This is a genomic window from Ottowia sp. SB7-C50 (genome assembly GCF_033110285.1).
Lineage (GTDB): Bacteria > Pseudomonadota > Gammaproteobacteria > Burkholderiales > Burkholderiaceae_C > Ottowia.
In genome coordinates this window covers 2,753,213-2,779,243 of record NZ_CP136995.1, presented here as the reverse complement: position 1 = coordinate 2,779,243, position 26,031 = coordinate 2,753,213, and the positions used below count along the sequence as shown (strand labels likewise).

At 68.8% G+C, this 26,031-nt stretch carries 23 protein-coding genes, 1 tRNA gene and 2 pseudogenes; 10 read left to right on the top strand and 16 right to left on the bottom strand.

Annotated elements, in window-relative coordinates; translation table 11 throughout:
- Window positions 1-29: 29 nt before the first annotated feature.
- The 3 genes and pseudogenes from R0D99_RS13290 to R0D99_RS13280 all read left to right on the top strand — a co-directional run bounded on the left by R0D99_RS13290 (window position 30) and on the right by R0D99_RS13280 (window position 3,304).
- A complete protein-coding gene (locus tag R0D99_RS13290; RefSeq protein ID WP_317748651.1) occupies window positions 30-974 on the top strand; it encodes an alpha/beta hydrolase in 945 nt (314 codons plus the stop codon).
- A pseudogene (locus tag R0D99_RS13285) lies at window positions 971-3,185 on the top strand (RelA/SpoT family protein). Before R0D99_RS13290 ends, R0D99_RS13285 begins: the two are co-directional and overlap by 4 nt.
- Before the next feature lie 42 nt (window positions 3,186-3,227).
- A tRNA-Val gene (locus R0D99_RS13280) sits at window positions 3,228-3,304 on the top strand.
- Between the two features lie 107 nt (window positions 3,305-3,411).
- On the opposite strand, the gene gluQRS is transcribed toward R0D99_RS13280, so the two are convergent.
- From gluQRS to R0D99_RS13260, 4 genes are read right to left on the bottom strand one after another with little or no spacing between them, the layout of a single operon-like run.
- Entirely contained in the window at window positions 3,412-4,368 is a 957-nt protein-coding gene (gluQRS, locus tag R0D99_RS13275; protein WP_317748650.1) for a tRNA glutamyl-Q(34) synthetase GluQRS, read from the bottom strand.
- Between the two features lie 42 nt (window positions 4,369-4,410).
- On the bottom strand, window positions 4,411-5,001 hold the full coding sequence (locus R0D99_RS13270; protein WP_317748649.1) for a hypothetical protein: 591 nt from the start codon (window positions 4,999-5,001) through the stop codon (window positions 4,411-4,413).
- Window positions 4,961-5,482: an FAD-dependent oxidoreductase gene (locus R0D99_RS13265; protein WP_317748648.1), complete on the bottom strand. Its 522-nt coding sequence runs from the start codon at window positions 5,480-5,482 to the stop codon at window positions 4,961-4,963. The genes R0D99_RS13270 and R0D99_RS13265 overlap by 41 nt, the downstream gene beginning before the upstream one ends.
- Before the next feature lie 9 nt (window positions 5,483-5,491).
- Window positions 5,492-6,427 carry a LysR family transcriptional regulator gene (locus R0D99_RS13260; protein WP_317748647.1) on the bottom strand — a complete coding sequence of 312 codons (936 nt, stop codon included), beginning with the start codon at window positions 6,425-6,427 and terminating at the stop codon, window positions 5,492-5,494.
- A 109-nt stretch (window positions 6,428-6,536) separates the two neighbouring features.
- Here R0D99_RS13260 and R0D99_RS13255 point away from each other — a divergent pair, with 109 nt between their 5' ends.
- The 3 genes from R0D99_RS13255 to dnaE all read left to right on the top strand — a co-directional run bounded on the left by R0D99_RS13255 (window position 6,537) and on the right by dnaE (window position 11,663).
- Entirely contained in the window at window positions 6,537-7,238 is a 702-nt protein-coding gene (locus R0D99_RS13255; protein ID WP_317748646.1) for a pirin family protein, read from the top strand.
- Between the two features lie 84 nt (window positions 7,239-7,322).
- Window positions 7,323-7,733, top strand: a complete 411-nt coding sequence (locus R0D99_RS13250) for a DoxX family protein (protein ID WP_317748645.1) — start codon at window positions 7,323-7,325, stop codon at window positions 7,731-7,733.
- A gap of 432 nt (window positions 7,734-8,165) precedes the next feature.
- The gene (gene dnaE, locus R0D99_RS13245; protein ID WP_317748644.1) at window positions 8,166-11,663 is read left to right on the top strand and encodes a DNA polymerase III subunit alpha; all 3,498 of its coding nucleotides are present in this window, start codon (window positions 8,166-8,168) and stop codon (window positions 11,661-11,663) included.
- A 118-nt stretch (window positions 11,664-11,781) separates the two neighbouring features.
- Here the strand turns inward: dnaE and tolA are convergent, their stop codons facing one another.
- The 8 genes and pseudogenes from tolA to ribBA form a co-directional block, all read right to left on the bottom strand.
- Entirely contained in the window at window positions 11,782-12,972 is a 1,191-nt protein-coding gene (tolA, locus tag R0D99_RS13240) for a cell envelope integrity protein TolA (protein WP_317748643.1), read from the bottom strand.
- A 16-nt stretch (window positions 12,973-12,988) separates the two neighbouring features.
- A complete protein-coding gene (locus R0D99_RS13235; protein WP_317748642.1) occupies window positions 12,989-13,369 on the bottom strand; it encodes a biopolymer transporter ExbD in 381 nt (126 codons plus the stop codon).
- Window positions 13,370-13,412: 43 nt separating this feature from the next.
- A pseudogene (gene tolQ, locus R0D99_RS13230) lies at window positions 13,413-14,127 on the bottom strand (protein TolQ).
- Complete coding sequence (ybgC, locus tag R0D99_RS13225) at window positions 14,124-14,528, bottom strand: tol-pal system-associated acyl-CoA thioesterase (RefSeq protein ID WP_317748641.1); 405 nt, start codon at window positions 14,526-14,528, stop codon at window positions 14,124-14,126. Before ybgC ends, tolQ begins: the two are co-directional and overlap by 4 nt.
- 12 nt (window positions 14,529-14,540) lie before the next feature.
- On the bottom strand, window positions 14,541-15,770 hold the full coding sequence (locus R0D99_RS13220; protein WP_317748640.1) for a pyridoxal phosphate-dependent aminotransferase: 1,230 nt from the start codon (window positions 15,768-15,770) through the stop codon (window positions 14,541-14,543).
- A 122-nt stretch (window positions 15,771-15,892) separates the two neighbouring features.
- Window positions 15,893-16,399 (bottom strand): transcription antitermination factor NusB, encoded by a 507-nt coding sequence (gene nusB / locus R0D99_RS13215; RefSeq protein ID WP_317748639.1) that lies wholly within the window; start codon window positions 16,397-16,399, stop codon window positions 15,893-15,895.
- Entirely contained in the window at window positions 16,396-16,860 is a 465-nt protein-coding gene (gene ribH, locus R0D99_RS13210) for a 6,7-dimethyl-8-ribityllumazine synthase (RefSeq protein ID WP_317748638.1), read from the bottom strand. The genes nusB and ribH overlap by 4 nt, the downstream gene beginning before the upstream one ends.
- 48 nt (window positions 16,861-16,908) lie before the next feature.
- Window positions 16,909-18,060, bottom strand: coding sequence for a bifunctional 3,4-dihydroxy-2-butanone-4-phosphate synthase/GTP cyclohydrolase II (ribBA, locus tag R0D99_RS13205; protein ID WP_317748637.1), 1,152 nt, complete (start codon window positions 18,058-18,060; stop codon window positions 16,909-16,911).
- A gap of 274 nt (window positions 18,061-18,334) precedes the next feature.
- On the opposite strand from ribBA, the gene R0D99_RS13200 reads away from it, so the two are divergent.
- On the top strand, window positions 18,335-19,282 hold the full coding sequence (locus tag R0D99_RS13200) for an AEC family transporter (protein WP_317748636.1): 948 nt from the start codon (window positions 18,335-18,337) through the stop codon (window positions 19,280-19,282).
- A 435-nt stretch (window positions 19,283-19,717) separates the two neighbouring features.
- Here the strand turns inward: R0D99_RS13200 and pdxH are convergent, their stop codons facing one another.
- Both pdxH and R0D99_RS13190 read right to left on the bottom strand, forming a co-directional pair.
- A complete protein-coding gene (pdxH, locus tag R0D99_RS13195; RefSeq protein WP_317748635.1) occupies window positions 19,718-20,356 on the bottom strand; it encodes a pyridoxamine 5'-phosphate oxidase in 639 nt (212 codons plus the stop codon).
- A 16-nt stretch (window positions 20,357-20,372) separates the two neighbouring features.
- Window positions 20,373-21,014 carry a gamma-glutamylcyclotransferase gene (locus R0D99_RS13190; protein WP_317748634.1) on the bottom strand — a complete coding sequence of 214 codons (642 nt, stop codon included), beginning with the start codon at window positions 21,012-21,014 and terminating at the stop codon, window positions 20,373-20,375.
- A gap of 44 nt (window positions 21,015-21,058) precedes the next feature.
- Here R0D99_RS13190 and R0D99_RS13185 point away from each other — a divergent pair, with 44 nt between their 5' ends.
- Complete coding sequence (locus R0D99_RS13185) at window positions 21,059-21,673, top strand: OmpA family protein (protein WP_317748633.1); 615 nt, start codon at window positions 21,059-21,061, stop codon at window positions 21,671-21,673.
- 236 nt (window positions 21,674-21,909) lie between these two features.
- Here the strand turns inward: R0D99_RS13185 and R0D99_RS13180 are convergent, their stop codons facing one another.
- On the bottom strand, window positions 21,910-23,457 hold the full coding sequence (locus R0D99_RS13180; RefSeq protein ID WP_317748632.1) for a CHAD domain-containing protein: 1,548 nt from the start codon (window positions 23,455-23,457) through the stop codon (window positions 21,910-21,912).
- Window positions 23,458-23,478: 21 nt separating this feature from the next.
- A complete protein-coding gene (gene gloA / locus R0D99_RS13175; protein ID WP_317748631.1) occupies window positions 23,479-23,895 on the bottom strand; it encodes a lactoylglutathione lyase in 417 nt (138 codons plus the stop codon).
- A 273-nt stretch (window positions 23,896-24,168) separates the two neighbouring features.
- Between gloA and R0D99_RS13170 the strand changes: the two genes are divergently transcribed.
- Together R0D99_RS13170 and R0D99_RS13165 are read left to right on the top strand one after the other, a co-directional pair.
- Entirely contained in the window at window positions 24,169-24,696 is a 528-nt protein-coding gene (locus R0D99_RS13170; protein ID WP_317748630.1) for a TRAP transporter small permease, read from the top strand.
- Window positions 24,693-26,015: a TRAP transporter large permease gene (locus R0D99_RS13165; protein ID WP_317748629.1), complete on the top strand. Its 1,323-nt coding sequence runs from the start codon at window positions 24,693-24,695 to the stop codon at window positions 26,013-26,015. The genes R0D99_RS13170 and R0D99_RS13165 overlap by 4 nt, the downstream gene beginning before the upstream one ends.
- The last annotated feature ends 16 nt before the right edge of the window (window positions 26,016-26,031 follow it).

Here is a 26,031-nt window from a genome sequence, read left to right as displayed (position 1 = left end):
CGCCGGCCGTCCACCACGGAAAGCCTTTCATGTCCGAGCCTGTTCTGCACCACGTCAGTTGCCCCGACGCGGGCCCCGGACATCGGATGGCGTACTGGCAATGGGGCGACGCCGGCGCGCCGCATAGCGTGGTCTGCGTACACGGGCTGTCGCGCCAGGGGCGCGACTTTGACGTGCTGGCGCGCGCGCTGTTGGCACGTGCCGCCGCGCAGGGCAGGGCATTGCGCGTGGTGTGCCCCGACGTCGTGGGCCGAGGCGAAAGCGACTGGCTGGCCGACCCGATGGGTTATCAGTTTCCGACCTATGTGGCCGACATGCTGGCGCTGCTGGGCGTTCTGCACCAGCAGGCGCGCATCACCACGCTGGACTGGGTCGGCACCAGCATGGGCGGCTTGATTGGCCTGACGCTGGCCGGCATGCCCGACTTGCCGCTGCCCGCGCCCGTGCGCCGCCTGGTGCTTAACGATGTCGGTCCGGTGATCGAATGGCAGGCGCTGGCGCGCATCGGCCAGTACCTTGGGCGCTTCGGCACCGCGCCGTCTGTCGAAGCGGCGGCGGCGCGCATGCGCGATATTTCGGCTGGCTTCGGCCCGCACAGCGACGAAGAATGGCTGGCGCTGTCGCGCCCCATGCTGCGGCCAGCGTCTGAAGGCGGCTGGCGCATGCACTATGACCCGGCCATTGCCGTACCCTATGCACAGGTCACCGAGGCCGCCGCAGCGCAGGGCGAGGCGGCGCTGTGGCAGCTGTACGACCAGGTGACCGCGGACACCCTGCTGCTGCGCGGGGCGGATTCCGACCTGCTGTCCGCCGCCACCGCGCAGGCCATGCAGCAGCGCGGCCCCCAGCCGCGCCGCATCGACTTTGCAGGGGTCGGCCACGCGCCCACGCTGGTCGCACCCGATCAGCGCGATGCGGTCGTCGACTTTCTGCTGCCGGCCGACCCCGGTGCGCGACCCGGCGAGGCGCGATGAAGACATTGGCGCTGCCGCCCCAACCGACCCGTGCGGGGGTCGCCGACGTGGTGATCGCCACCGGGGGCGGTGTGGCCGGCACTGCTGAAATGCGCGCCCGCGCGCGGGCCTTTGCCGAGCCCTTGCTGGCGGGCGAAGTCACGTCGTCCGGCGAGAATGTGCTGGCCCATGCGGACCACACCGCCGACATTCTGGCGGGCATCGGCGGCTCCGACGAAATCCAGGCGGCGGTGTACCTCAGCTACGCCAGCGCGCAGCTCAACCGGCCGGACGAGGTGATCGGCAAGGCCTTCGGCGAAGGCTTTGCGCGGCTCGCCATCGAGACGTCCAAGCTGGAGCGCGTGCAGCAGCGCTCGCGCGCCAGCCGGCAGGACCTGTCGGGCGATTCCGACCAGGCCAGCCAGCAGACCGAATTCGTGCGCAAGATGCTGCTGGCTTTCAGCCGCGACCTGCGCGTGGTGCTGCTGCGCCTGGCGTCGCGCCTGCAGACGCTGCGCTGGTGCGCCGCGGCGCGCAAACCGCCGTCGCCCACGCTGCTGCGCGAGTCGCATGAGGTCTTTGCCCCGCTGGCCAACCGTCTGGGCATCTGGCAGATCAAGTGGGAGATGGAAGACCTGGTGTTCCGCTTCCAGGAGCCCGACACCTACCGGCTGGTGGCGTCACTGCTCGATGAAAAACGCGTCGAGCGTGAACAGACGCTGGAGGCGCGGCGCTCGCAGATCGAACGCGACCTGCGGGCGCAAGGCATCCAGGCCAGTGTGACGGGCCGGCCCAAGCACATCAGCAGCATCGTGCGCAAGATGCGCGGCAAGGGGCTGGATTTTGATCGCGTGTTCGATGTGCGGGCCCTGCGCATCCTGGTCTCGTCGGTGGTGGAGTGCTACACCGCATTGGCCTGGGTGCACCAGCATTTCACGCCGGTGCCGGAAGAATTCGACGACTACATCGCGCGGCCCAAGCCCAACGGCTACCAGTCGCTGCACACCGTGGTGCGCGACGCCGAAGGCCGGCCGTGGGAAATCCAGATCCGCACCACGCAGATGCACGAACATGCCGAGCACGGCGTCGCGGCGCACTGGGCGTACAAGGAGGCGGGCACGCAGGGATACGCCGGCGTCAGCGCCGCGAGCGACTACGACGCCAAGATTGCGGTGCTGCGCCAGTTGCTGGCGTGGGAACGCGACCTGTCGGGCGCTGCGCCGCAGTACGGGCTGTTTGACGACCGCATCTACGTGCTGACGCCGGACGCTGCCATCGTGGAGTTGCCGGCCGGCGCGACGGCGGTCGACTTTGCCTACACCTTGCACACCGAACTGGGTCACCGCTGCCGTGGCGCGCGCGTCGATGGCGCCATGGTGCCGCTGCACACGCCGCTGAAAAACGGCCAGACGGTGGAGGTCATCACGGCCAAGGAAGGCGGGCCGTCGCGCGACTGGCTGAATCCGGACCTGCACTTCCTGGCGTCGAATCGCGCCAAGAGCAAGGTGCGCGCGTGGTTCAACGCGCAGCACACCCGCGAGACGATTGCGCGCGGCCGTGAAATGGTGGAAAAGCTGCTGCAGCGCGAGGGCCGTACCGCGCTGTCGCTGGAACACCTGGCGGCAGAGCTGGGCTTCAAGACACCCGATGCGCTGTTCGAAACGGTGGGTAAGGACGAACTGTCGATGCACGCCATCGAAGTCGTGCTGCGCCCCCCCGGCGCCCACGCCCGCCGCCGACGAACAGGCGTTTCTGCGCAAGCCCACGCCGAACCACGGCGGTCGCGGCGGCGTGCTGGTGGTGGGGCTCGATTCGCTGTTGACCCAACCCGCGCGCTGCTGCAAGCCCGCGCCGCCCGACGACATCGCCGGCTACGTCACGCGCGGACGCGGCGTCAGCGTGCACCGGCGCGACTGCGCGAGCTTTCGCGACCTGCAGGCACGCGAGCCCGAACGGGTGATCGAGGTCGGCTGGGGCACGCCGGCGACCGGCAAGGCGCCGGCCTACCCCGTCGATGTGGCTGTGGAGGCGCTTGACCGCCAGGGCCTGCTGCGCGATATCTCGGACGTATTCGCGCGCGAGAAGATGAACGTCATCGGCGTGCAGACCCAGTCCGTCAAGGGATGGGCGTGGATGACCTTCACCGTCGAAGTCAGCGACACGCAGCGCCTTGCCCATGTGCTGAGCCAAGTCCAGGACGTGACAGGCGTCCGCGCAGCCCGGCGACGCTAAACGCTTGGCGCGGTGCTATAATTCGAAGTTCGAATCGATTTCAGGCGCGTAGCTCAGCTGGTTAGAGCACCACCTTGACATGGTGGGGGTCGTTGGTTCGAGTCCAATCGCGCCTACCAATCATCAAGCCCGACACGAGTGATTTCGTGTCGGGTTTTTTGTTGGCTGTTCGTTCAAGCAACGCGTGTGATCGGCCCCCGGGCCATGCTGGCACCGGCTGCCACGCTCAGCCGGACCCGGCCGCCCACCGGCGCGCCCATTCGTCACGCCAAGCAGCCAACGCCAGGCCGACGGTGCCTGCCGGTGGCGCAGACAGGCCGAGCGTTTGCGCCGCGTGGGTGAGGGCGACGAGCGGCTGGCTCACATCCAGCGCCTGGGCTCCATTCTGTTTGCTCAGCTTCTGTCCGTCTTTCGCCAGCACCAGCGGGGTGTGCAGGTAGCGCGGCGTAGGCACAGCCAACGCGCGCTGCAGCAAAATCTGGCGCGGCGTGTTGTCGGCCAGGTCTTCGCCGCGCACGACGTGCGTGATGCCCTGCAAGGCGTCGTCCACGACCACGGCGAGCTGGTAGGCCCACAGGCCGTCGGCGCGCAGCAGGACGAAGTCGCCGACCGCTTGCTCCACGTGCTGGTGCTGGGTGCCCAGACGGCGGTCATGCCAGCGCAATGGAGTGACGTTTGCTATTGAGTTGGTAGCTGACTCCGCTGACAGGCTATGCGCTGGCGCGTCATTGAATGAAAAATTTCCGGTATGCAGGCGCCAGGCGCGCGGGGCGCGGCCATTCAGCCCGCCGTGCTCGGGTCGGCAGGTGCCGGGATAGGGCAGCTCGGCCCCGCGCTGGCGCAGGGTGCCGCGCGCGGCCTGCGCGGCTTCGATGTCCTTGCGCGAGCAGGCGCAGGGGTAGGCATGGCCGCTGGCGACGAGTCGGTCGAGCGCGGCGCGGTAGTGGGTGGTGCGCTGTGACTGCCACACCGGCGCTTCGTCCGGCATCAGGCCACAGGCGGCCAGTTGGCTGAGGATGAACTGGTCCGCCCCCGGCACGCAACGCGGCGTGTCCACGTCTTCGATGCGCACCAGCCAGCGGCCGCCGTGCGCGCGGGCGTCGAGCCAGCTGGCCAGCGCGGCGACCAGCGAGCCGGCGTGCAAGGGCCCGGTGGGCGAGGGCGCGAATCTGCCGATGTACATGGCAAAGCGGTCAACGGCGCCAACGCGGCGCCGCCAGCGCGGTCAATCGCCGATGACGCGCAGCGCCAGCTCCAGCCCCGAGACGAAGGCGTCTTCCACGCGGTGGCCGATGCACCAGTCGCCACACACGCCGACGCCCAGCGCGGCGTCCCACACGAAAGACTCGCCCAGCGGCACCAGCGTCTGTGCCTGCCGCCACAGGCGGGCTTCGGCGAAGGTGGGCGTGGCACGGATGCCGGTGATTTCGCCGAAGGCCTTCAGCAGCTTGGCGCTGACGCGCGCCGGGTCGTCGCCTTCGTGCTCGCGCGACCAGCCGGGGCTGGCCTGAACGGTCCAGCGCTCGATCAGCGTGCGGCCGGGCTTGGACGATTCGCGCGCCAGCCAGGCGACGCGGTGGTGCGTGCTGCGCGCCGCATTCCATTGCGGCCCCAGCGTGTTCAGCGTGGGCTGCGCAGCGTGCGGAAAGGCCGTGATCAGCGTCCAGCAGGGCGCCACATCCACGCCTTCCACGCGTTGCGCCAGCGGGGCCAGGTGCTCCACCTTCGATAGCAGCTCTCGCGCTCCAGACGCGGGCACGGCCAGCAAGACGGCATCAAAGCCATCCGGGGGGGCGGTGCGGGTCGGACGCGTCACGCGCCTGCACCTGCCAGCCGGCCGGGTGCACCGCGATGCGTTCGACTTGTGTGCCCAGGTGCAAGGCTCTGGCGGCCTGCAAAGGCGCGGCCCAGCGCTGGGGCAGCCCGTTCATCGACGGCACCGCGACCCAGTGCGCTTCGCGCGCGGGCAGTGCGGCTTCGACGACGCGGCCATGCTCGTCCAGCACGCGCACGGCATTGGCGCTCCATGGGCGCACCACGTCGGCGGCGGTGGCCTGCAGCGCCTGGGTGAAGCGGGCGTCGCGCACCGTGAAGTACTGTGCGCCGGTGTCGAAGGTGCCAAAGGGCGAGTCCTGCGACGCCAGCCGGCCGCCGGGTTCGTCGGCGGCTTCGAACACCTGCACGTCGCAGCCGGCGCGCTGCAGCGTGCGCGCGCAGGCCAGGCCGGCGATGCCTGCGCCGATGACGGCGATGCGGCGGGACGAGGGCGTTCTGGGCGGGCGCTGGGTGCGTTTCATGCGGCAACTCTACACGCTCGGGTGCTCCTCCAGCAGCGCGCGCCGCGTGATGGGGCGCGCCAGGCGGTCCAGCCACCACGCCAGCGCCTTGCCGGGTGCGCTGTCGGCGCGCCAGGCATAGCTCAGCGTCGCGATGCGGGTGCTGCGCTCAACCCGGCGCGCCACCAGTTGGCCGGACGCGAGCCACGGGCGCGCCATCGGCTCGGGCAGAAAGCCGGCGCCCAGGCCGCGCAGGTGCGCGTCCAGCTTGGCCCGCAGGCTGGACACCGTGAGCGTCTGCTGCCCTTCCAGTAGGCCGAACGATTGCGTGGCGCCGGTCTGCACCGAATCCGCCACCACGATGCCGCGGTGGCGCAGCAGTTCGGCATCGCGCAGCGGCTCGGGTGCGCGCGCCAGCGGGTGGGTGGGCGCCACGGCGTAGACGAAGCGCACCTGGCCCAGCGGCGCGGCGCGCAGGTTGGCGGCGCTCGACGGCTCCAGGATCGCGCCCAGCGCCAGGTCGGCCTTGCCCGACGTGAGCGCGCCCACGGTACCGCTCAAAATTTCCTCGCGCAGCCGCAGGCGGGTGGGCGGGTCCTGCGCGAAGAATTCGCTGCACAGGTCCATCAGCGCCGAATGCGAAATCAGCCCGTCGGCGGCGACGGTCAATTCGGGCTCCCATCCGGTGGCGACGCGCTTGACGCGCTGCACCACGGCGTCCATTTCCTGCTGCAGGCGTTCGGCCTGCGCCAGCAGCTCGGCGCCGGCGGCGGTCGGGCGCGCCTGGCGCGAACGGCGGTCGAACAGCAGCACGTCCAGCGCTTCCTCGATCTGCCGCACGCGGTAGGTCAGCGCACTGGGCACCAGGCCCAGCGCCCGCGCGGCGCCGGCAAAGCTGCCCGCCTGCGCGATGGCGTTGAGGATGCGAAAGGCGTCCGGGGTCAGCACGTCGGTCGGTTCGGCCATGGCAGGGGGGGTGGTTTTAGTTCAATGTTTTTGAATGATGCCATCAACCCGATTCACCCACAGAAGCGCCAGCCGCGCCTACAGTCGGGGTCATCACAGGAGTTCACGCATGATCACTTTGCGCCCTTCCGGCGAACGCGGCTTTGCCGACCACGGCTGGCTGCAGTCGCATCACAGCTTTTCGTTTGCCGACTACCACGACCCCGCGCACATGGGCTGGGGCAACCTGCGCGTCATCAACGAAGACCGCATCGCGCCCGGCACCGGCTTTGGCGCGCACAGCCACCGCGACATGGAAATCATCAGCTACGTGCTGAGCGGCAACCTGGCCCACCGCGACAGCATGGGCAACGTCACGGGCATTCCGCCGGGCGACGTGCAGCGCATGAGCGCAGGCACCGGCGTCACGCACAGCGAGTTCAACCACGCCGTGGGGCAGACCACGCACTTTTTGCAGATCTGGATCCTGCCCGACCAGCAGGGCGTGGCCCCCGGCTACGAGCAGAAGACCATCCCCACCGCCGACAAGCGGGGCCGCCTGCGCTTGCTGGCCGCTCGCTCGCCCGACGCCGGTGCCGTGCGCATCCACGCCGATGCGGCCCTGTATGCGGGCCTGTTCGACGGCGACGAGTCGGCCACGCTGGCCATCGACCCGGCGCGCAAGGCCTACGTGCATCTGGTGCGCGGCTCGCTCGACGTCAACGGACTGCGCCTGGCCGGCGGCGATGCGGCGCTGATCGAGCACGAAAGCGCCATCCGCCTCAGCCAGGGCCAGGACGCCGAAGTGCTGGTGTTCGATCTGGCGCCGTAACCCCTTTCAAGCCGCGCCGCCGCCGGTTCTGCCGGGGCGGCGCCATCCCCGTTTCATTCACTCCCACGCAAGGACTTATTCACCATGAACGCCATTTCCAATCCCCTCGCCCTGATCGGCCGCATCCTGCTGGCCTGGCTTTTCATTCCCGCCGGCATCGGCAAGCTGGGCGCCGGTTTTGCCGGCACCGTCGGCTACATCGCGTCCAAGGGGCTGCCCATGCCCGAAGTGATGGCGGTGGCCGCGATCCTGGTTGAAATCGGCGCGGGCATTGCGCTGCTAGTGGGCTTCCAGACCCGCTGGGCCGCGCTGCTGCTGGCCCTGTTCACGCTGATGGCGGCGGTGTTCTTCCACAACTACTGGGGCGTGCCGGCCGATCAGGTCATGATGCAGAAGCTGATGTTCAACAAGAACCTGGGCATCGCCGGCGGCCTGCTCGCCATCGCCGCGCTGGGCGGCGGCGCGTTGGGCCTGGACGGGCGCCGGCGCGGCTGAGGCGCGGCGCCAATCGGTGACGCATCGGTAGTCGATTTTCAGCGTCAGCGCTTGCCTGATCAGCGCAGTTAGCTATCGTTTTTGTAGTCCATGGCGCATGGTGATGCGCCTGACAGATCCCCGGCTTGACCGGGGATTTGTCTTTGAGGGCGCAGCCGCAGCACCACGCAAGCCATGCGTCAATCGCTGAGCGCGCGGCGTGGTGCAAGCGGCTCGTCCAGCGGGTGAAAGGCGGTATATTTTGCTTTGGCTGTACTGCCGTAGCGCCGTCCTGGCGGGGCGGTTTCATCCCTTTCGTGCAAGTCCATCGTCATTCCCGCGAAGGCGGGAATCCATGCACGCCCACATGAGGTTGACCTGGATTCCCGCCTTCGCGGGAATGACGGTTCTCTTGAATCGCCCGATGGCGAAGCCCTGATCTCTGTTGTCCCCATGTTCGTCCATCTCCGCCTGCATACCGAGTTCTCCGTCGTCGATGGCGCCACGCGTGTGGACGACATGGTGGCCGCGGCGGCGCGGGGCCAGCAGCCGGCGCTGGCCATCACCGACCTGAACAACCTGTTCGGGGCGATCAAGTTCTACAAGGCCGCGCGCGGCGCTGGCGTTAAGCCCATCCTCGGCGCCGAAGTGCTGCTGGAGGGGCGCGACGGCGACGCCGAGGCGCCCTCGCGCGTGCTGCTGCTGGCCACCGGCACGCCGGGCTACCTGAACCTGTCTGAATTGCTGGCGCGCGCCTGGACGCGCGGGGTGGTCAAGGCGCAGGCCGTGGTGCGGTGGGACTGGCTGGCCGAGCTGTCCGAAGGGCTGATTCTGCTGTCGGGCGCGCAGGCGGGCCCGCTGGGGCCGGCGCTGCTGCAGGGCAATCTGCAGCAGGCCAGCGACATGGCGCTGCGGCTGGCCGAGCTGTTTCCGCACCGCTTCTATCTGGAACTGCAACGCGCCGGCCGCCCCGACGACGAGGCGCACGTGGCCGCCGCCGTGCAACTGGCCGCGCGCCTGAAGCTGCCCGTCGTCGCCACGCACCCGGTGCAGTTCGCCACACGCGACGACTATGAGGCGCACGAGGCGCGCGTCTGCATCGCCGAAGGCGAGATTCTGGGCAACCCACGGCGCGTGCGTCGCTTCACGCCCGAGCAGTATTTCAAGTCCAGCGCCGAGATGCAGGCGCTGTTTGCCGACGTGCCCTCGGCGCTGGCCAACGCGGTGGAGATCGCGCGGCGCTGCAACCTGACGCTGGTGTTGGGCAAGCCGCAGCTGCCCGACTTTCCGGTGCCCGCGGGGCACACCATCGACACGTATTTCCGCCAGGCGTCGCTGGACGGGCTGGAAGAGCGCCTGGCGCACCTGTTTCCTGACGCGGCGGTGCGCGATGCACGCCGCCCGGAATACGTGGAGCGGCTGGAGTTCGAGATCGCCACCATCCTGAAGATGGGCTTTCCCGGCTACTTCCTGATCGTGGGCGACTTCATCAACTGGGCCAAGAACAACGGCTGCCCGGTCGGGCCGGGGCGCGGCTCGGGCGCCGGCTCGCTGGTGGCATATGCGCTGAAGATCACCGATCTCGATCCGCTGGAATACAAGCTGCTGTTCGAGCGCTTCCTGAACCCCGAGCGCGTGTCGATGCCCGACTTCGACATCGACTTCTGCCAGGCCAACCGCGACCGCGTCATCGACTACGTGAAGGACAAGTACGGCAAGAACGCCGTCAGCCAGATCGCCACCTTCGGCACCATGGCCGCGCGCGCCGCCATCCGCGATGTGGGGCGCGTGCTGGACATGAGCTACATGTTCTGCGACGGCATCAGCAAGCTCATCCCCAACAAGCCGGGCCAGCACATCACCATCGACGGCGCGATGAAGGTCGAGCCGCAACTGGCCGAGCGCTACGCCAAGGAAGACGAGGTCAAGACGCTGATCGAGCTGGCCAAGAAGCTCGAAGGCATGACGCGCAACGTGGGCATGCACGCCGGCGGCGTGCTGATCGCGCCCGGCAAGCTGACCGACTTCTGCCCGCTGTACCAGCAGCCCGGCAGCGACTCTGCCGTCAGCCAGTACGACAAGGACGACGTCGAGGCGGTGGGCCTGGTCAAGTTCGACTTTCTGGGCCTGGCCACGCTGACCATCCTGGAAATCGCCAAGGAGCTGATCGTGCGCCGCCACCCGGGGCAGGCGGACTTTGCCTTCGAGAACATTCCGCTCGACGACGCCAAGACCTACAAGCTGTTCCAGGACGGCCGCACCGAAGCCGTGTTCCAGTTTGAAAGCCGCGGCATGCAGGGCATGCTGCGCGACGCGCGCCCCACGCGGCTCGAAGACCTGATCGCCCTCAACGCGCTGTACCGCCCCGGCCCGATGGACCTGATTCCCAGCTTCGTCGCGCGCAAGCACGGGCGCGAGCCGGTCGAATACCCGCACCCGCTGGTGGCCGACATGCTGAGCGAGACCTACGGCATCATGGTCTATCAGGAACAGGTGATGCAGACCGCGCAGATCCTGGGCGGCTACAGCCTGGGGGGCGCCGACCTGCTGCGCCGCGCCATGGGCAAGAAAAAGCCCGAGGAGATGGCCGAGCACCGCCTGATCTTCCGCGAGGGTGCGGCCAAAAACGGCATCAGCGAAGGCAAGGCCGACGAAATCTTCGACCTGATGGAGAAGTTCGCCGGCTACGGCTTCAACAAGTCGCACGCCGCCGCCTATTCGCTGCTGGCCTATCACACGGCCTGGCTGAAGGTGCATTACACGGCCGAGTTCTTCTGCGCCAACATGACGGTGGAGATGGACAACACCGACAAGCTGAAGGTGCTGCACCAGGACGCGTTGCGTGAAGGCATGACGTTCGAGCCGCCCGACGTCAACCGCGGCGGCTACCGCTTCGAGCCCGTCAGCGACACGCTGATCCGCTACGGCCTTGGCGCCATCAAGGGCACGGGGCAGCAGGCCATCGAAGCCATCGTCGCTGCGCGCGAAGGCCGCGGCGGCGGTGCGGCGGGCGATGAGCGTGGCCCGTTCACCAGCCTGTTCGACTTCTGCCGCCGCATCGACCGCACGCGCGTGAACAAGCGCACGGTCGAAGCGCTGATTCGCGCTGGCGCGTTTGATGCGCTGCACATGAACCGCGCGGCGCTGGCCGCCGCGCTGGACCTGGCCTTCGACTACGCCGCGGCCAACGAAGCCAACGCCAACCAGGGCGGCCTGTTCGACCTGATGGACGACGGCCATGGCTCCAGCGCGCAGGAACCGGCGCTGCCCAACGTCATTCCGTGGGGCGTCAAGGAACGCCTGTCGCTTGAAAAGACGGCCATCGGCTTCTACCTGTCGGGTCACTTGTTTGACGAAGTCGAGCGCGAGGTGCGCCAGTTCGTCAAGCGGCGCATCGACGACCTGGTCGACAGCCGCGAGCCGCAACTGCTGGCGGGCATCGTGGGCGACTTCCGCGTCATCAACGGCCAGCGCGGCCGGCTGGCGCTGTTCAAGCTGGACGACAAGTCGGCCAGCATCGACGCCCGTGCCGAAGAAGGCCTGATCCAGCAGCACCGCAACCTGCTGAAGGACGACGAGTTCATCGTCGTCATGGCCAAGGCCATGCCCGATCGCTTTTCGGGCGGCATGCAGCTCAACATCACGCAGATCTGGGACTTGCCCACCGCACGCTGCCGCTTCGGCAAGTTCCTGCGCGTGGCGGTGAACGGTCCGTCGCCCGACGTGCGCCGACTGCTGACCGAATACCCGCCGCAGGTCGAACACACCGAGCACGGCGACCTGCTGCGCGGCCTGCCGGTGCGCCTGCTGGTGGAGCGCCGGGCAGAAAAGGGCGGCGTGATGGCCCAGTTGCAACTGGGCGACGAAGCCCGGTTCTTCCCCAGCGATGCGGCCCTGGCCAGCTGGATGGCGCAGGCCGATGAAGGGCGCGCGGCCATCGTCTATGAGTGATGGCGGCGCGCGTCAGAATTTGAATCAAAAAGGCCGCTTGCGCTTTCTGGGATTGCGCAGAAAGCTATCTAAACTATAGCAATCGGGCGCTGACCGGTCGCGCCGGTGTGGCACGTCGTCAGCCCCGCAGCCGGAAGGTGATCAGCATCGGGTTCCAGTAGCGGCCGTTGTCCGACGGCAGTTTCTCGGTGCGGTCGAGCGCGCGCAGCACGGCGTCGTCCCAGCTCTTGACGCCGCTGGATTTGGTGATGCGGTGGCTGATGATCTGCCCGGTGGGGCCAGTGCGCACCTCGACTTCGGCCACCGGGTTGCCCGGCACGTCTTCGGTGAACACGATGTTGGGCCGCACTGCGGCGCGGATGCGGCCGGCGTAGTTGGCCGATGGGCCGGCTTCGCGCTCGGCGCCGCCGTCTGCGCCACCCGCGGCCTTGCCCTTGCCCGCGGCGCTGCCGCCGTCCGTGTCGCCGGTGCCTGCCAGTTTGGACAGGCGCGCCAGCTCGGCCTTGCGGCGCTCATTGGACTCGCGGGCGTCGGCCGCACTGCGGGCCTTCGCTTCTGCGGCGGCCTTGGCCTTGGCGTCGGCGGTGGCCTTGGCGCGGGCGTCGGCTTCGGCCTTGCGTTCGGCCTCGGCCAGGGCGCGTTTTTCGGCCTCGGCCTTCTTCCTGGCTTCGGCGGCGGCCAGCTTGCGCTGCTCGGCTTCTTCCGCCTTCTTCTTCTCGGCCAGCTTGCGTTGCTCGTCGGCCTTGCGCTGCTTTTCCTCGGCGGCTTTCTTCTGGGCGAGTTCGCGCCGTTCCTGTTCGGCCTCGCGCTTTTTCTCCAGCTCGGCTTCGCGCTTCTTTTCCAGTTCGGCCTCGCGGCGCTCCTGTTCGCGGCGGCGTTCCTGCTCGCGCTTGGCGACGGCGGCCTTGCGGGCTTCTTCCTGCTTTTTCTTCTGCGCCAGGGCGATCTCGGCGTCGCGTTCCTCGTCCACCTGCGGCTTGGGCGGCGGGGGCGGCGGCGGCGCCTTGACCACGGGTTCGGGCTTGGGTGCCGGTTGTGGCTTGGGCGGCGGCGGTGGCGTGCGTTCGACGGCTGGTGCCGGCGGCGGTGGCGGAGGTGGCGGCGCGGCCTTGGGCGCGGCACGCTGCACCGAGGGCGACCACAGCTCGGCCTCGACCGCTTCGTCGTGCGCCTCGCGCTGCCAATTGAGGCCCCAGGTCAGCGCCAGGATCAGCAACAGATGCGCCAGCAGCGCCAGCGCCACGGCGCGCCCCACGCCACCGGCTGGCGGTGGCGCGAATTCGTTGCGTTCGATGGCGACAGCGTTCATGCCGGGCGAATGGGCCTCAACGGACGGCCAGGCCGACGCGGCCGACGCCGGCCTGGCGCAGCCGGGTGGTGACGTCGATCACCTTCTGGTAGGCGATGTCCTTGTCGGCCGCCACCATCACGGCCAGGTCGGGGTTGGACTTGGCGGCGTCGCTGATGGCGGCAAAGATGTCGCCTTCGCTGCGCCCCTTCAGGTCGGGGCCGTTCTTGCCGCCATCGGCGCTCACGGCGCCGGCGGCGTCGATCATCACCGTCACCGGCTGGTCGGGCGCCTTGCTGGACTGGCCGGCGCGCGGGATGTTGATGGCGCCCGGCGTGATGACGGTGGCGGTCACCATGAAGATGATCAGCAGCACCAGCATCACGTCGATGAAGGGCACCATGTTGATTTCGTTCATGGCGCGTCGGCCGCGGCCACGGGATGAGACGTTGGGCATGGCGTCAGTACCCGGTGGGGGTGGCCGAATGCGGGGTGGTGGCCTGCACGCCCAGGTTGCGCTGCAGGATGTTGGAGAACTCCTCGATGAAGGTCTCCTGCTGGATCGCGATGCGGTCGATGTCGCGCGCGAAGCGGTTGTAGGCCACCACGGCAGGAATGGCGGCGAACAGGCCCAGCGCGGTGGCGACCAGCGCCTCGGCAATGCCGGGGGCCACGGTGGCCAGCGTCACCTGCTGCAGCGCGCCCAGGCCGATGAAGGCGTGCATGATGCCCCACACGGTGCCGAACAGGCCCACGTAAGGGCTGACCGAGCCCACCGACGCCAGGAACGACAGGTTGACCTCGGCCGCGTCCATCTCGCGCTGAAAGCTGGCCCGCATCGCACGCCGCGCGCCGTCCAGCAGGGTGCCCGGGTCGGCGATGCGGCGCTCGCGCAGCTTTTGATATTCGCGCATGCCGCTGGCGAAGATGCGTTCCATGGGCCCCCCCGTGGCGCGCGTTCTGCGCCGCGGTGGCGTACAGGTCGTTCAGGCTGGTGCCGGACCAGAAGTCGCGCTCGAATTCCTCGTTGTGCGCCTGGATGCCCTTGATGGCCCGCAGCTTGCGGAAGATGGCCGCCCAGCTGGCGATGGAGCCGGCCAGCAGGATCAGCATGACGATCTGGACCACGAAGCTGGCGTGCAGCACCAGCTGGATGATGGACATGTCCTGGTTCATGGATTCAACTTTTCTAGGATGGCGGCGGGCATGCGCGCCGGTTTCATGGCGGTGGCATCCACCCAGCCGGCGCGCACGCGGCCGTCGCACAGCAGCGTGCGATCGGCCCCTTTCAGAAAGGCCTGCTGCAGGATCGAGATGCCCGCACGACCGCAGGATTCGAGCCGCGCGGTGACGATAAGTTCATCGTCCAGCCGCGCCGGACGCAGGTATTTGACGGCCGATTCGGTGACGACGAACATGCCGCCCGTCTGCTCGCGCAGCGCGCGCTGGTCTAGCCCTAAGCTGCGCAGCCATTCGGTGCGCGCGCGCTCGAAGAACTTCAGGTAGTTGGCGTAGAACACGATGCCGCCGGCATCGGTGTCTTCCCAGTAGATGCGGATCGGGAATTCGAACGCCATCCGCCCGGCCGGTTACGCCAACACCTCGCGCAGGCGGCCGACGGCCGTCTGCAACTGGGGCATCGAGTTGGCGGTCGAAAAGCGGATGTAGCGCGCCGTGTCGGCATGGCCAAAGTCGCGCCCCGGCGTCACCGCCAGGTGCGCGCGTTTCATCAGCTCGAACGCGAAATCCCAACTGCCCGCAGTCTGCATGCCGCTATTGTATTCGGAGCGGGCGGCACTGTGTGGGCCGAACAGTTTGTCACATGCGGCGCTGCAATCGGCCCAGGCGTAGAAGGCGCCGTCGGGCGTGACGGGCACCGTGAGGCCCAGCGCATTCAGCTGCGGCACGAACCAGTCGCGCCGCGCCTTGAACTCGGCGCGGCGGCGCTCGTATTCGGCCAGGCTGTCCGGCTCGAAGCAGGCCAGCGCCGCGTATTGCGACACCGTGCTGGCGCAGATGAACAGGTGCTGCGCGATCTGCTCGACCACATCCACGATGCTGTCAGGCACCACCAGCCAGCCCAGGCGCCAGCCGGTCATGTTGAAGTACTTGCTGAAGCTGTTGATGCTGATGATCTGGTCCGACAGGCCCAGTGCGCTGTGGCTGTAGGTGTCTTCGTAAGAGAGGCCCAGGTAGATCTCGTCCAGCACGGTGATGCCGCCGCGTTCGGCCACCACGTCGTGGATGCGCCGCAACTCGTCGGGGTGGATCGAGGTGCCGGTGGGGTTGGACGGCGAGGCCAGCAGCACGCCGCGCGTGTGCGCGCCCCAGGCGTCGTGCACCTTGCCCGCGCTCAACTGAAAACGCTCGGCCGCCGTGGACGGAATCAGCACCGCGCGGCCTTCGGCGGCGCTGACGAACTGGCGGTTGCACGGGTAGCTGGGGTCGGGCATCAACACCTCGTCGCCCGCATCGACCAGCGCCAGGCAAGCCAGCTGCAGCGCGGCCGACGCGCCGGCGGTGACCACGATGCGCCGCGCCGGCACGTCCAGCCCGAAACGCTGGCGGTACCAGTCGCTGATGCGCTCGCGCAGCGCGGGCAGGCCGGTGGCCTGGGTGTACTGGGTGCGGCCGTCGCGAATGGCTTTTTCGGCCGCTTCCTGTACCAGCGGCGGCGCGGTGAAGTCGGGCTCGCCGATGTTCAGGTAGATCATCGGCTTGTCGGAGCCAGCGGCTTCGCGCGCAATGGCGGCGGCCGACTTGGCCATTTCCATGACGTAGAACGGCTCGATGCGCTGGGCGCGTGCGGAGAGTCTCATGGCGTCAGGATACTCCTGATTCAATAGCTGCTGGCGCAGATGGGGCAAGCGCCAGCGGCAAGAAAGGCTTGAAATCTTGCGGGCAGGCCGCTGCCGCGCCGCCCGTGGTGCGGCCAGCGGCGTCAGGCCTTGGCCTGGCGCAGCTTGGCGCGGTCGGCCTCGACTTCGTGCGGCCGCAGCTTCGGGGCCAGGCCGTTGAGCACGGCGTTGACGTACTTGTGGCCGTCGGTGCCGCCAAAGTCCTTGGCCAGTTCGATGCATTCGTTGAGCACCACGCGCCAGGGCACGTCGGGGCATTTCAAAAATTCATACGCGCCGATCCACATGCAGCCGTGCTCGATGGGCGAGATCTGGCCCAGGTCGCGGTCGAGCAGTGGCACGATCAGCGCGTCCAGGTCGTCCTTCAGGTCGATGCAGCCGTGCAGCAGGGCGTCGAAATGCACCGCGTCGGCCTTGGCGAAGCCCTGCAGCTCGCGCGTGAACGGGTCGATGGCGGCCACGTCGCTGTCGCCGACGAAGTGCTGGTACAGGCCTTGCAGCGCGAATTCTCGCGCGCGCGAACGCGGTGACTTGGTGGACGACTTGCGCGTGCCGGCGCTGCCCGGCGCGGCCTTCTTTGCCGTGCTCATGCCAGGCTCGCTTTCAGCAGCGCCATCTCCACCGCCACGCGCGCGGCGTCGCAGCCTTTGTCGACCTGGCGCGCCAGCGCCTGCGGCATGTCTTCGGTGGTGAGGATGGCGTTGGCAATGGGGATGCCGCTGTCCAGCGCCACGCGCGTGACGCCGGCGCCCGACTCGTTGGCGACCAGCTCGAAGTGGTAGGTTTCGCCGCGGATGATGCAGCCCAGCGCCACCAGCGCGTCGACGTCGCCACGGCGCGCCAGCCATTGCAGGGCCGACGGCACTTCCAGCGCGCCGGGCACGGTGAGGTGGGTGATGTTTTCAGGGCGCACGCCCAGCGCCGTCAACTCGGCCAGGCAAGCCGTGTGCAGCGCATTCGTGATGCCTTCGTTGAAGCGCGCCTGCACGATGCCGACGCGCAGCCGGCTGCCATCGAGCGTGGGGGTTTGTCCTTTGTCGGCGTCGAGCATCGGGTGAATTTCCAGGAAAGGGGTGGTGGTTGCGGGTGACGGACGACTTCAGGCTCGCGGCTCGGCGGGCGACAGGTAGCCGGTCACTTCCAGTCCGTAGCCGCCGGCCATGCTGGGCAGGCGGCGCGGCGTGCCCAGCAGCTGCATGCGGTGCACGCCGCAGTCGCGCAGGATTTGCGCGCCCACGCCATAGCTGCGCAGGTCCATGCGGCCCCTTTCGGGCGCGTGCGACACGCGCGCAACGCCGGTGAACTGCGCCAGCAGCTGGTCGGCGTTTTCGCCGCAGTTGAGGAACACGGCCACGCCGCGCCCTTCCTGCTGCAGGCGGCGCAGCGCGGCGTCCACGCTCCACGAATGCATGCCGCGGTCGACTTCCAGCGCGTCCAGCAGCGACAGCGGCTCGTGCACGCGCACGGGCACCACGTCCTGCGGCTGCCATTGACCCACCACCAGCGCCAGGTGCAGTTCGCCGCTGGGCTGGTCGCGGTAGGCGTGCGCCACGAATTCGCCGTGCACGGTGCGCAGCGGGCGCGAGGCGATCTTGCCGATCAGCGATTCGGTGCGGCTGCGGTGTTCGATCAGGTCGGCGATGGTGCCGATCTTCAGCCCGTGCTGCGCGGCGAACTGCTGCAGGTCGGGCAGGCGCGCCATGGTGCCGTCGTCCTTCATGATCTCGCAGATCACGGCAGAGGGCGAGCAGCCGGCCATGGCGGCCAGGTCGCACCCGGCCTCGGTATGGCCGGCGCGCATCAGCACGCCGCCATCGACCGCCTGCAGCGGAAAGATGTGGCCCGGCTGCACCAGGTCTTCGGCGCAGGCGTTGGGCGCCACGGCGGCCTGCACGGTGCGGGCGCGGTCGGCGGCGCTGATGCCGGTGGTCACGCCTTCGGCGGCCTCGATGCTGACGGTGAAGGCCGTGCCCATCTTGGTGCCGTTGCGCGCCACCATGGGCGGCAGGCGCAGGCGCTCGCAGCGCTCGCGCGTCAGCGTCAGGCAGATCAGCCCGCGGCCAAAGCGCGCCATGAAGTTGATGGCCTCGGGCGTCACGTGGTCGGCGGCCAGGATCAGGTCGCCTTCGTTCTCGCGGTCTTCCTCGTCGACCAGGATGACCATGCGGCCGGCGCGCAGCTCGGCCACGATCTCTTCGACCGGCGAAATCGCGCAGGAAGCGGGAGCGTTGGGGGTGGGCAGGGCGTTCATCACAGTGCTGGGCGCCGCGAAGGCGCCGCCGTGCGCCGAGGGGCACACCTGTAAAGAACGGCGCCGCGCGGGGGCCGCGTCGGCAAAAGCGGGATTATCCCTGCTTTGCGGCGCCCGCCGCTGCCGGCGGGGTGGCGGGCGGTGGTTGGCGGCTTGCGCATTGCTTTTATTTTGATAGCTGATTGCGCTTGTCTGTCAAGCGCAAACGGCCGATTTGACTTGCAAAACCACGCGACCGCGCCGCCCGCCGCGCCGCCGCATAATCGGCCCGCCCATGACGCTCGAACACCCCGTCGTTTCATCGCTGCTGCCGGTTGTGCTGCTGATCGGCATCGGCTTTGTGGCCGGGCGGCTCAAGCTGATTCGCGGCGAGGGCGTGCGCGACCTGTCCAACCTGGTGTTCCTGGTGCTGGTGCAGGCGCTGCTGTTTCGCACCATGGCGACCGCGCACCTGGAGCGGCTGGACCTGCGTTCCGTGGCGCTGTACTACCTGGTCGCCGGCGCGATGTTCTTTGCCCTGCTGCTGGTGCAGGGCCTGCGCAGCCGCTCTGCCGTCATCGCGCTGGCGGCCATCTTCAGCAACACGCTGATGATTGGCGTGCCGCTGGTGCAACTGGCCTATGGCGAAGCCGCGCTGGTCCACCTGTTCACGCTCATCTCGATGCACGCGCTGGTGCTGCTGACGCTGGCGACCATCGTGCTCGAATTGCTGGTGGCGCGTGAGCAGGTCGCCAGCGGCGCCGCGCCTTCGCGGCACATCGCCGTCACCGTCGCTCAGGCCGTGAAGAACGCCGTGCTGCACCCGGTGCCGCTGCCGATCATCGCGGGCTTTCTGTATTCGCTGACCGGCTGGGGGCTGGCGCCGGTGGTGGAGCGGCCGTTGAAGCTGCTGGGCGATGCGTTCGGCCCGGTGGCGCTGGTGCTGGTCGGCGTGACGCTGGCGCAGACGGCGATCGGGCGCCACCTGAGGGGCGCGCTGGCCATCTCGTTCTTGAAGACGGTGATCCACCCGCTGCTGATGTGGGCCGCGGCGTGGGCGCTGGGTCTGTCGGGCGTGCCCATGAAGGTGATGGTGGTCGCCGCCGCGCTGCCGGTGGGGGCCAACGTGTTCTTGTTTTCGCAGCGGTACAAGAAGGCGGAGGATTTGGTGACGGCGAGCGTGGCGGTGTCTACGGTGATGGCGGTGGGGACGATTTCGGTGGTGATGGCGGTGTTGCGGTAGGTGGGGTTTGGGTTGGGTGCGCTGTTGGCCGGGATGTGCGCCCGGCGGCGCAGTCACTTTCTTTTGCTCCGCCAAAAGAAAGTAACCAAAGAAAAGGCGGCCCCACTGGCCGTGTCCCCTGCGGGGCAACCTGCGATGCTCGGGCGCGGGGCGGCGCTGCGGAACTCGCTTTGCGCCTGCGGCGCGCCGCTCAGACATCCGCAGCGAGTCAGAGCACGAAGCGCGCATGCTGCGCTGCGCGCCCGCCCCACGCCCTGCGCTTCTCGGCACGGCCAGAGGGGAGTTGAAATCCGCACGGGCCATCGCTGCGCTCGGCCCGTTCACCTCAAGAAATCTTTTGCGCCTTTTGCGAAACCTTTGCGCCCTTTGCGTTCAAGAATTCCGCGTTCAATCGGTCTCCAGCGCCCGCCCGACAAGCGCATGCAGCTATCATTTTTAAGGCGACAAGCGCTCTCGAATCCAGCCGTCGCCCTCGCGCCGGTACTGCAGCCGGTCATGCAACCGGCTCTTGCGTCCCTGCCAGAACTCCCACCGATCCGGCTTCAGCCGATAGCCGCCCCAGTGCGGCGGCCGCGGCGGGTTCAGCAGAAACTTGGCGCCGTACTTGGCCGCCTCGGCCACCAGCCAGGCGCGGCCGGGGATGACCTGGCTTTGCGGGCTGGCCCAGGCGCCTATGCGGCTGTCGAGCGGGCGGCTGGCAAAGTATTCGTCGCTTTCGGCGTCGCTCACCTTCTCGACCACGCCCTCGATGCGCACCACGCGCTCCAGTTCGACCCAGTGAAACTGCAGCGCCGCGTACGGGTTGCCGGCCAGCTCCAGCCCCTTGCGGCCCTGGTAGTTGGTGTACCAGACGATGCCGCGCTCGTCGAAGTCCTTGATCAGCACGATGCGCGTGCTGGGCCGCAGGTCGCTGGCCACGGTGGCCAGGGTCATGGCATTGGGCTCGGGCACTTCGCTTTGGCGCGCCTCGTCAAACCACTGGCCAAACTGACGCATCGGGTCGGCGTGGCTGGCGTCTTCGGACAGTTCGGCGCGCTCGTAGCTTTTGCGCAGGTGGGCGATGTCTTGGGTCATGGGTGCAGTGTGAAGGTCAGGCGTCGGGGTCGTCCGCCAGCGCCAGCAGCGCGCTGAGACGCCGGTCGTGGATACCGTGTTCGCGCAGCGTGTGCAGCGTCTGGCGCGCGTAGTCCAGCGTGGTGCCATAGCGGCCCGTGGCGTGGCGGAAGATGTGGCGGTATTGCTCCGGCGCCAGCTCGCCGGTGAAGGACGGGCTGCGGCGCGAGAGCGTGAACGTCAGCGCCGGCACCGTGCCGTGCGGCGTGGCGCAGGGCAGCCAGCGCGGGTCGTACACGCCGCTGGGCATTTCGCGCGCCCACAGGGTGTCGAACACGGCGTCGGCGTCGTGCCGGGGGATGCGGTAGACCACGCCCTGGCAGCTGCCGCCGGGCAGCAGGGCGAACACCAGGCCGGGCCGCTCGGGCGTGCCGCGGTTGACGCGGCTCCACATGGCCAGCGCGCGGTGCCAGCCGTGGATGCGCGTGGCGTGGCGTTCGGTGTAGTCGAAGTCGGGCCGCCAGATGAGCGACGCATAGCCGAACACCCACAGGTCGGGGTGCGCGCCCGCGTGCCGATGCCAGTCGGCGCGGGCCTGCGCCAGCATGCGCTCGGGGTCGCGTCCGGGCGGGCGCAGGGCGGTGTAGGGCGCGAAGGCAGAGGCGCGGTCGGGCGGCATGGCGGGACTTTATACAATTGCACCCATTCATTTGGAGCGAACTCATGAGCGATCAAGACAACGAAGAACGTGGAATCGTGTTGGCGGTGCTGGCAGGCATCATCCTGCTGGCCATCAGCCTGGGCATTGGCGTGGCGCTGCACCACACCAGCAAGGGCGCGTCCGGCGCGCGCGCAACGGCCAGCGGGGCGACGGCCGGTACGGCAGGCCTGGCGGGCGCGGCCGGTGCTGCCGGCGGTGCGGCTGCCGGGCTGGCGGCGGGTGCCACGGCCCCGGCGGGTGGCGTGCCGGCGACGGCCACGGGTGCGGCGTCTGCCGCGGTGGTGGCGGACGGCCCGAGCGTCCGGGTCGAAAACGGCGTGGTCAAGTTCTACTTCGGCAGCGGCAGCGCCGACCTGGCTCCGGGCGCGGCCGAGGCGCTGGGCGACGTGGTCAAGGGCGTGGCGGCGGGCAAGAAAGCCGTCATCAGCGGCTATCACGACGCCACGGGCGACCCGGCCAAGAACGAGGAATTGGCCAAGCAGCGCGCGCTGGCCGTGCGCGGCGCCCTGTCGGCGCTGGGTATCGGCGACGACAAGATGGAGCTGAAGAAGCCCGTGGTGACCACGGCCACCGGCAGCAACGCCGAGGCGCGCCGCGTGGAAGTGACGCTGGAATAAGCGCCGCCCCTGCCGCGCGGCGAGGCATCGCCCGCGGCCCTGTCAGCGCATCAAAGCCCGGCGTGCCCGGGCTTTTTTGTGTGTGCGGCGACGGGCTTGAGCGCGCAGGTCAGCGCCTGGCGCGTCAAGCAGGCAGCGACGCCGCGGGCCGACGCGTGTCGTTTTGCTTCATTAATGATAGCTGAATGCGCTTGTCTGGCCAGCGCAGGCACGCGTTTTATTGCTGAATCAGGCGCTCACGCATCCGCCGCACGCGCCGCCGCCACGCCGCGCAGAAAGCCCAGGATGGACGGATCGATACCCAGCGGCTCCAGCAGCGTGGCCAGCAGCATCAGGTCGCGCGCGGCGCCGATGCGGGTTTGCAGATCGGTCGCCTCGTCCTGCCAGCGGCGGGTGCGCTGCTTGGGCAGCACGGCGCGCAGGGCCTCCAGCACGTAGCGGGTGCGCTTGGCCAGCAGGCGCACGTTGTGCTGGTGCTCCACGCCTTCGGCGGTGTCCAGGTCGGCGGCGGACAGTTCGTGCACCTCGGCGGCCAGGCGCGCACGCAGGCGCCGGGTGCGGGCGGCCGACCAGTCGCCTATGCCGCGACCAGCCAGGTCCGGCGTCCAGGCGGCCTGCGGCAGCGCGTGCAACCAGCGCTCCAGCGCCAGCAGGGCGCGCCCCGTGGCGGGGGATTGCAGCGCCGCCAGCAGGCCCGCGCGGCGGATGCGGCGCTCGGCGGTGAGGGCGGCCTCCATGGTCTGCCAGTTTTGCGCGCGCTCGGCGCTGCCGGCGACGAAGGCGTTGGCCCACGGCGGCAGGGTTTCCAGTGCGGCCACGTCCAGATCGCGCATGGCGCCCAGTGCGTTCAGCAGCGGGCGCAGCGCGGCCGTGTCGGGCGCGGGGTGCGGTTCGGCCAGCAGCGGCTTGAACAGCCACAGCGCGCTGCGCCAGCGCCGCCAGCCCACGCGCGCCTGGTGCACCAGCTCGGGGCCGTCGGATTCGACGATGCCACCCAGGTTCTCGACGAACTGGCCCAGCATCTCGCCCAGCACCGCCTGCGCTGCGTCCAGCACCGGCGCGTCGGGTGCCAGATTGAGCTTTCGCGCACGGCGCGGCTGCTGCAGCGTGCCATCGACCAGGCGCCAGCCGCGTTCGGCCTTGCTGAGCGGGGCGGGCAGCACCGGCAGATGCTGGGCAATGTGGTCGGCCAGCGCGAACAGCGCGTCGGGCGGGCCCTTGAGCAGCTCCAGTTCCAGCTCGCACAGCGCTGCGTGCGCCTCGCCCGCGCGCACGGCGCCGATGTCCAGCACCACCTCGATGCGGCTGCCGTCGTCGGCGGTGTACAGGCGCAGGGTGCGCGCGCTGTCGGTTTCAAAGCAGGGCGCCAGCTGCGGCAGCAGCGTGCCGTCCGGGTCCAGCGCGGGCCAGGGCGTGGCCTGCAGGGCAATCGGGTCGGGCTGGCCGGCGCGCACCGCGGCTTCCCATTCGCCGCGCTGGCTGAAGGCGCCGGCGGATTCGCCCGCCGTCTTGAAAGTCTGCAGCCAGCGCGCCTTGCCCTTGCCCTGGCGCTGGCTGCGCAGGCGCAGGGCGGACTGGTGCTGGCGCAAGTCCTGCGCCGGGGTGTCGTAGTAGATGTTGCGCAGCGTTTGCTCGGTCGCAGGCAGGCTGGCCAGCAGGGGCAGGGCAGCCACCTGCGCGGCGATGGTGCGCGCGTCCGCGCCCGGCAGCGCCAGCTTGAGCTCGATTTCGGTGTCGTGGCCGGCGGACGGCGTGGCCAGCGGGGCGCGGGGGCGACGGCTCACGGCTTCATCCCGCCACGCAGGTCAGCGCAGGCCCTGGCCGGTGCCGGCATCGTCACCGCGCTGGATCAGCTCGATCTTGTAGCCGTCCGGGTCGGTCACGAAGGCGATTACCGTGGTGCCGCCCTTGACCGGGCCGGCTTCGCGCGTGACCTGGCCGCCGGCGGCCTTGATCCGGTCGCACGCGGCGTAGGCGTCGGGCACGCCGATGGCGATGTGGCCGTAGGCGGTGCCCATTTCGTAGCGGTCGGTGCCCCAGTTGTAGGTCAGCTCGATCTCCGCCTGGCCGGGGTTGCCGCCGTCAAAGCCAAGGAAGGCCAGCGAGTACTTGTACTCGGGGTTTTCGGACCGGCGCAGCAGTTGCATGCCCAGCACCTGGGTGTAGAAGTCGATGGAGCGCTGGAGATCGCCCACGCGCAGCATGGTGTGAAGGATTCGCATGGGGTCCATTGTGCCGCCCGCACGTGACAATGGCGTGCGCGCCGCAATTCATGCAGCATATTGCTTACAATGGAGCCCGAAGATGCATCATGATGCATTGAGGGAAGCTCCTGTAGCCGGCGCGCGGGCGCGCTGACAGACTCGGGGCCGTGATGAGCGAACTGAGGAGACCAGCCCCATGGGTGACAAGCCATTGGTGCCAAGCGGCACGGGCATTGAGGTGGCCGCGCCCAGACCGGGCGTAGGGCGCGCGTTCGGCAAAGGCGGCCGTCCATGAGCGCCGATCTGCGAATGCGCGAAGGCCCGGTGGGCCGCCTGTTGCACGTGCTGTGCGACATCTGTGCCGTCATCGGCGGCGTGGTGCTGATCGGCATGGCCGCCATGACGGTGGTCAGCGTCATCGGCCGCACGTTTTTCAATTCACCCATCCTGGGCGACGTTGAGCTGGTGCAGCTGGGGCTGGCGGTGTGCGTGGCAACCTTCCTGCCGTATACGCAGTTTCGCAGCGCCAACATCATCGTCGACTTCTTCACCGCCAACGCCGCGCCGCGCACCCAGCGCTGGATGGACGGGCTGGGCGCCTTTTTGTACGCGTGCTGCACCGCGCTGATCGCCTGGCGGGTCTACGCCGGCAGCGTGATGAGCCATGAGAACCAGGAAGCGTCGATGCTGATGAACCTGCCGCTGTGGATTCCGTACGCGCTGATGGTGCCGGGCTTCGTGCTGTGCACCGTGGTGGGGCTTTACCAGGCCTTCAAGTACTGGACCGCCAGCGACACCGAGCCGGGGAGCGCTACATGAGCACCATGGCCATCGGCCTTTCATTGTTCGGCGCCATGCTGGTGCTGATGGCGATTCGCGTGCCCATCGCCATCGCCATGTTCGTGCCCGGCGCCGTGGGCTACGTGCTGCTGTCGGGCTGGGACCCGCTGATGGCGCACCTGCGCGGCGCGGTGTATGGCCGTGTGTCGGTGTACGACCTGTCGGTCATCCCACTGTTCATGCTGATGGGCGCTTTTGCCGTCAACGGCGGGCTGTCGAAGGCGCTGTTCGACTTTGCCAACGCGCTGCTCGGGCGCTTCAAGGGCGGCATGGCGATGGCGGCCATCCTGGCCTGCGCGGCGTTTGGGGCGATCTCGGGCTCGACCGTGGCCACCACCGCCACCATCGCCCAGGTGGCCTATCCCGAAATGCGGCGCATCGCGTATTCCGGCCGCCTGGCCACGGCGGCGCTGGCCACCGGCGGCACCATGGGCGTGCTGCTGCCGCCTTCGGTGACGCTGATGGTGTACGCCATCCTGACCGAGCAGAACATCACCAAGACCTTTCTGGCCGCCTACGTGCCGGCCTTTCTGGCGGCGGCGGGTTACATCGCGGTGGTGGCCATCTATGTGCGCCTGAGGCCCGAGCACGCGCCCGACGCGCGTGCCGCCAGCGCCAGCGAGATCGCCCAGGCGGCCGGCGGCGTGTGGCCCATCGCGCTGATCTTCGTGGCGGTGTTCGGCGGCATCTACGGCGGCATCTTCACGCCCACCGAGGGCGCGGCCATCGGCGCCACGCTCACCTTCGTCATCTCGCTGCTCAAGCGCCAGCTGACGCTGCAAAAGACCATCGAGTCGATCCGCACCACGGCGGTGACCAGTGGCATGATCTTCATGATCTTCATCGGCGCCGACATGATCAACGCCTCGCTGGCGCTGTCGCAGCTGCCCAACCAGCTGGCCGACGTGATCGCGCACGCCGCCATTCCGCCGGTGGTGGTGATGGCGGCGATCATGATCTTCTACGTCATCCTCGGCTGCGTGATGGACGAGATGTCGATGATCCTGCTGACGGTGCCGGTGCTGTTCCCGGTCATCATGGGGCTCGACTTCTACGGGCTCAATGTGTCCGACAAGGCGCTGTGGTTCGGTGTGCTGATCCTCACCGTGTGCGCCATCGGCATGATCTTTCCGCCCGTGGGGTTGAACGTGTACATCATGAACGGGCTGGCCAAGGACGTGCCCATGGTCGAGACCTACAAGGGCGTGATGATCTTCCTGGCCTGGGATTTCATCCGCCTGGCGCTGCTGATCCTGTTCCCTGGCATCACGCTCTGGCTGGTGCGGCTGTTGACCTGATTCCGCTTTTTTCTAG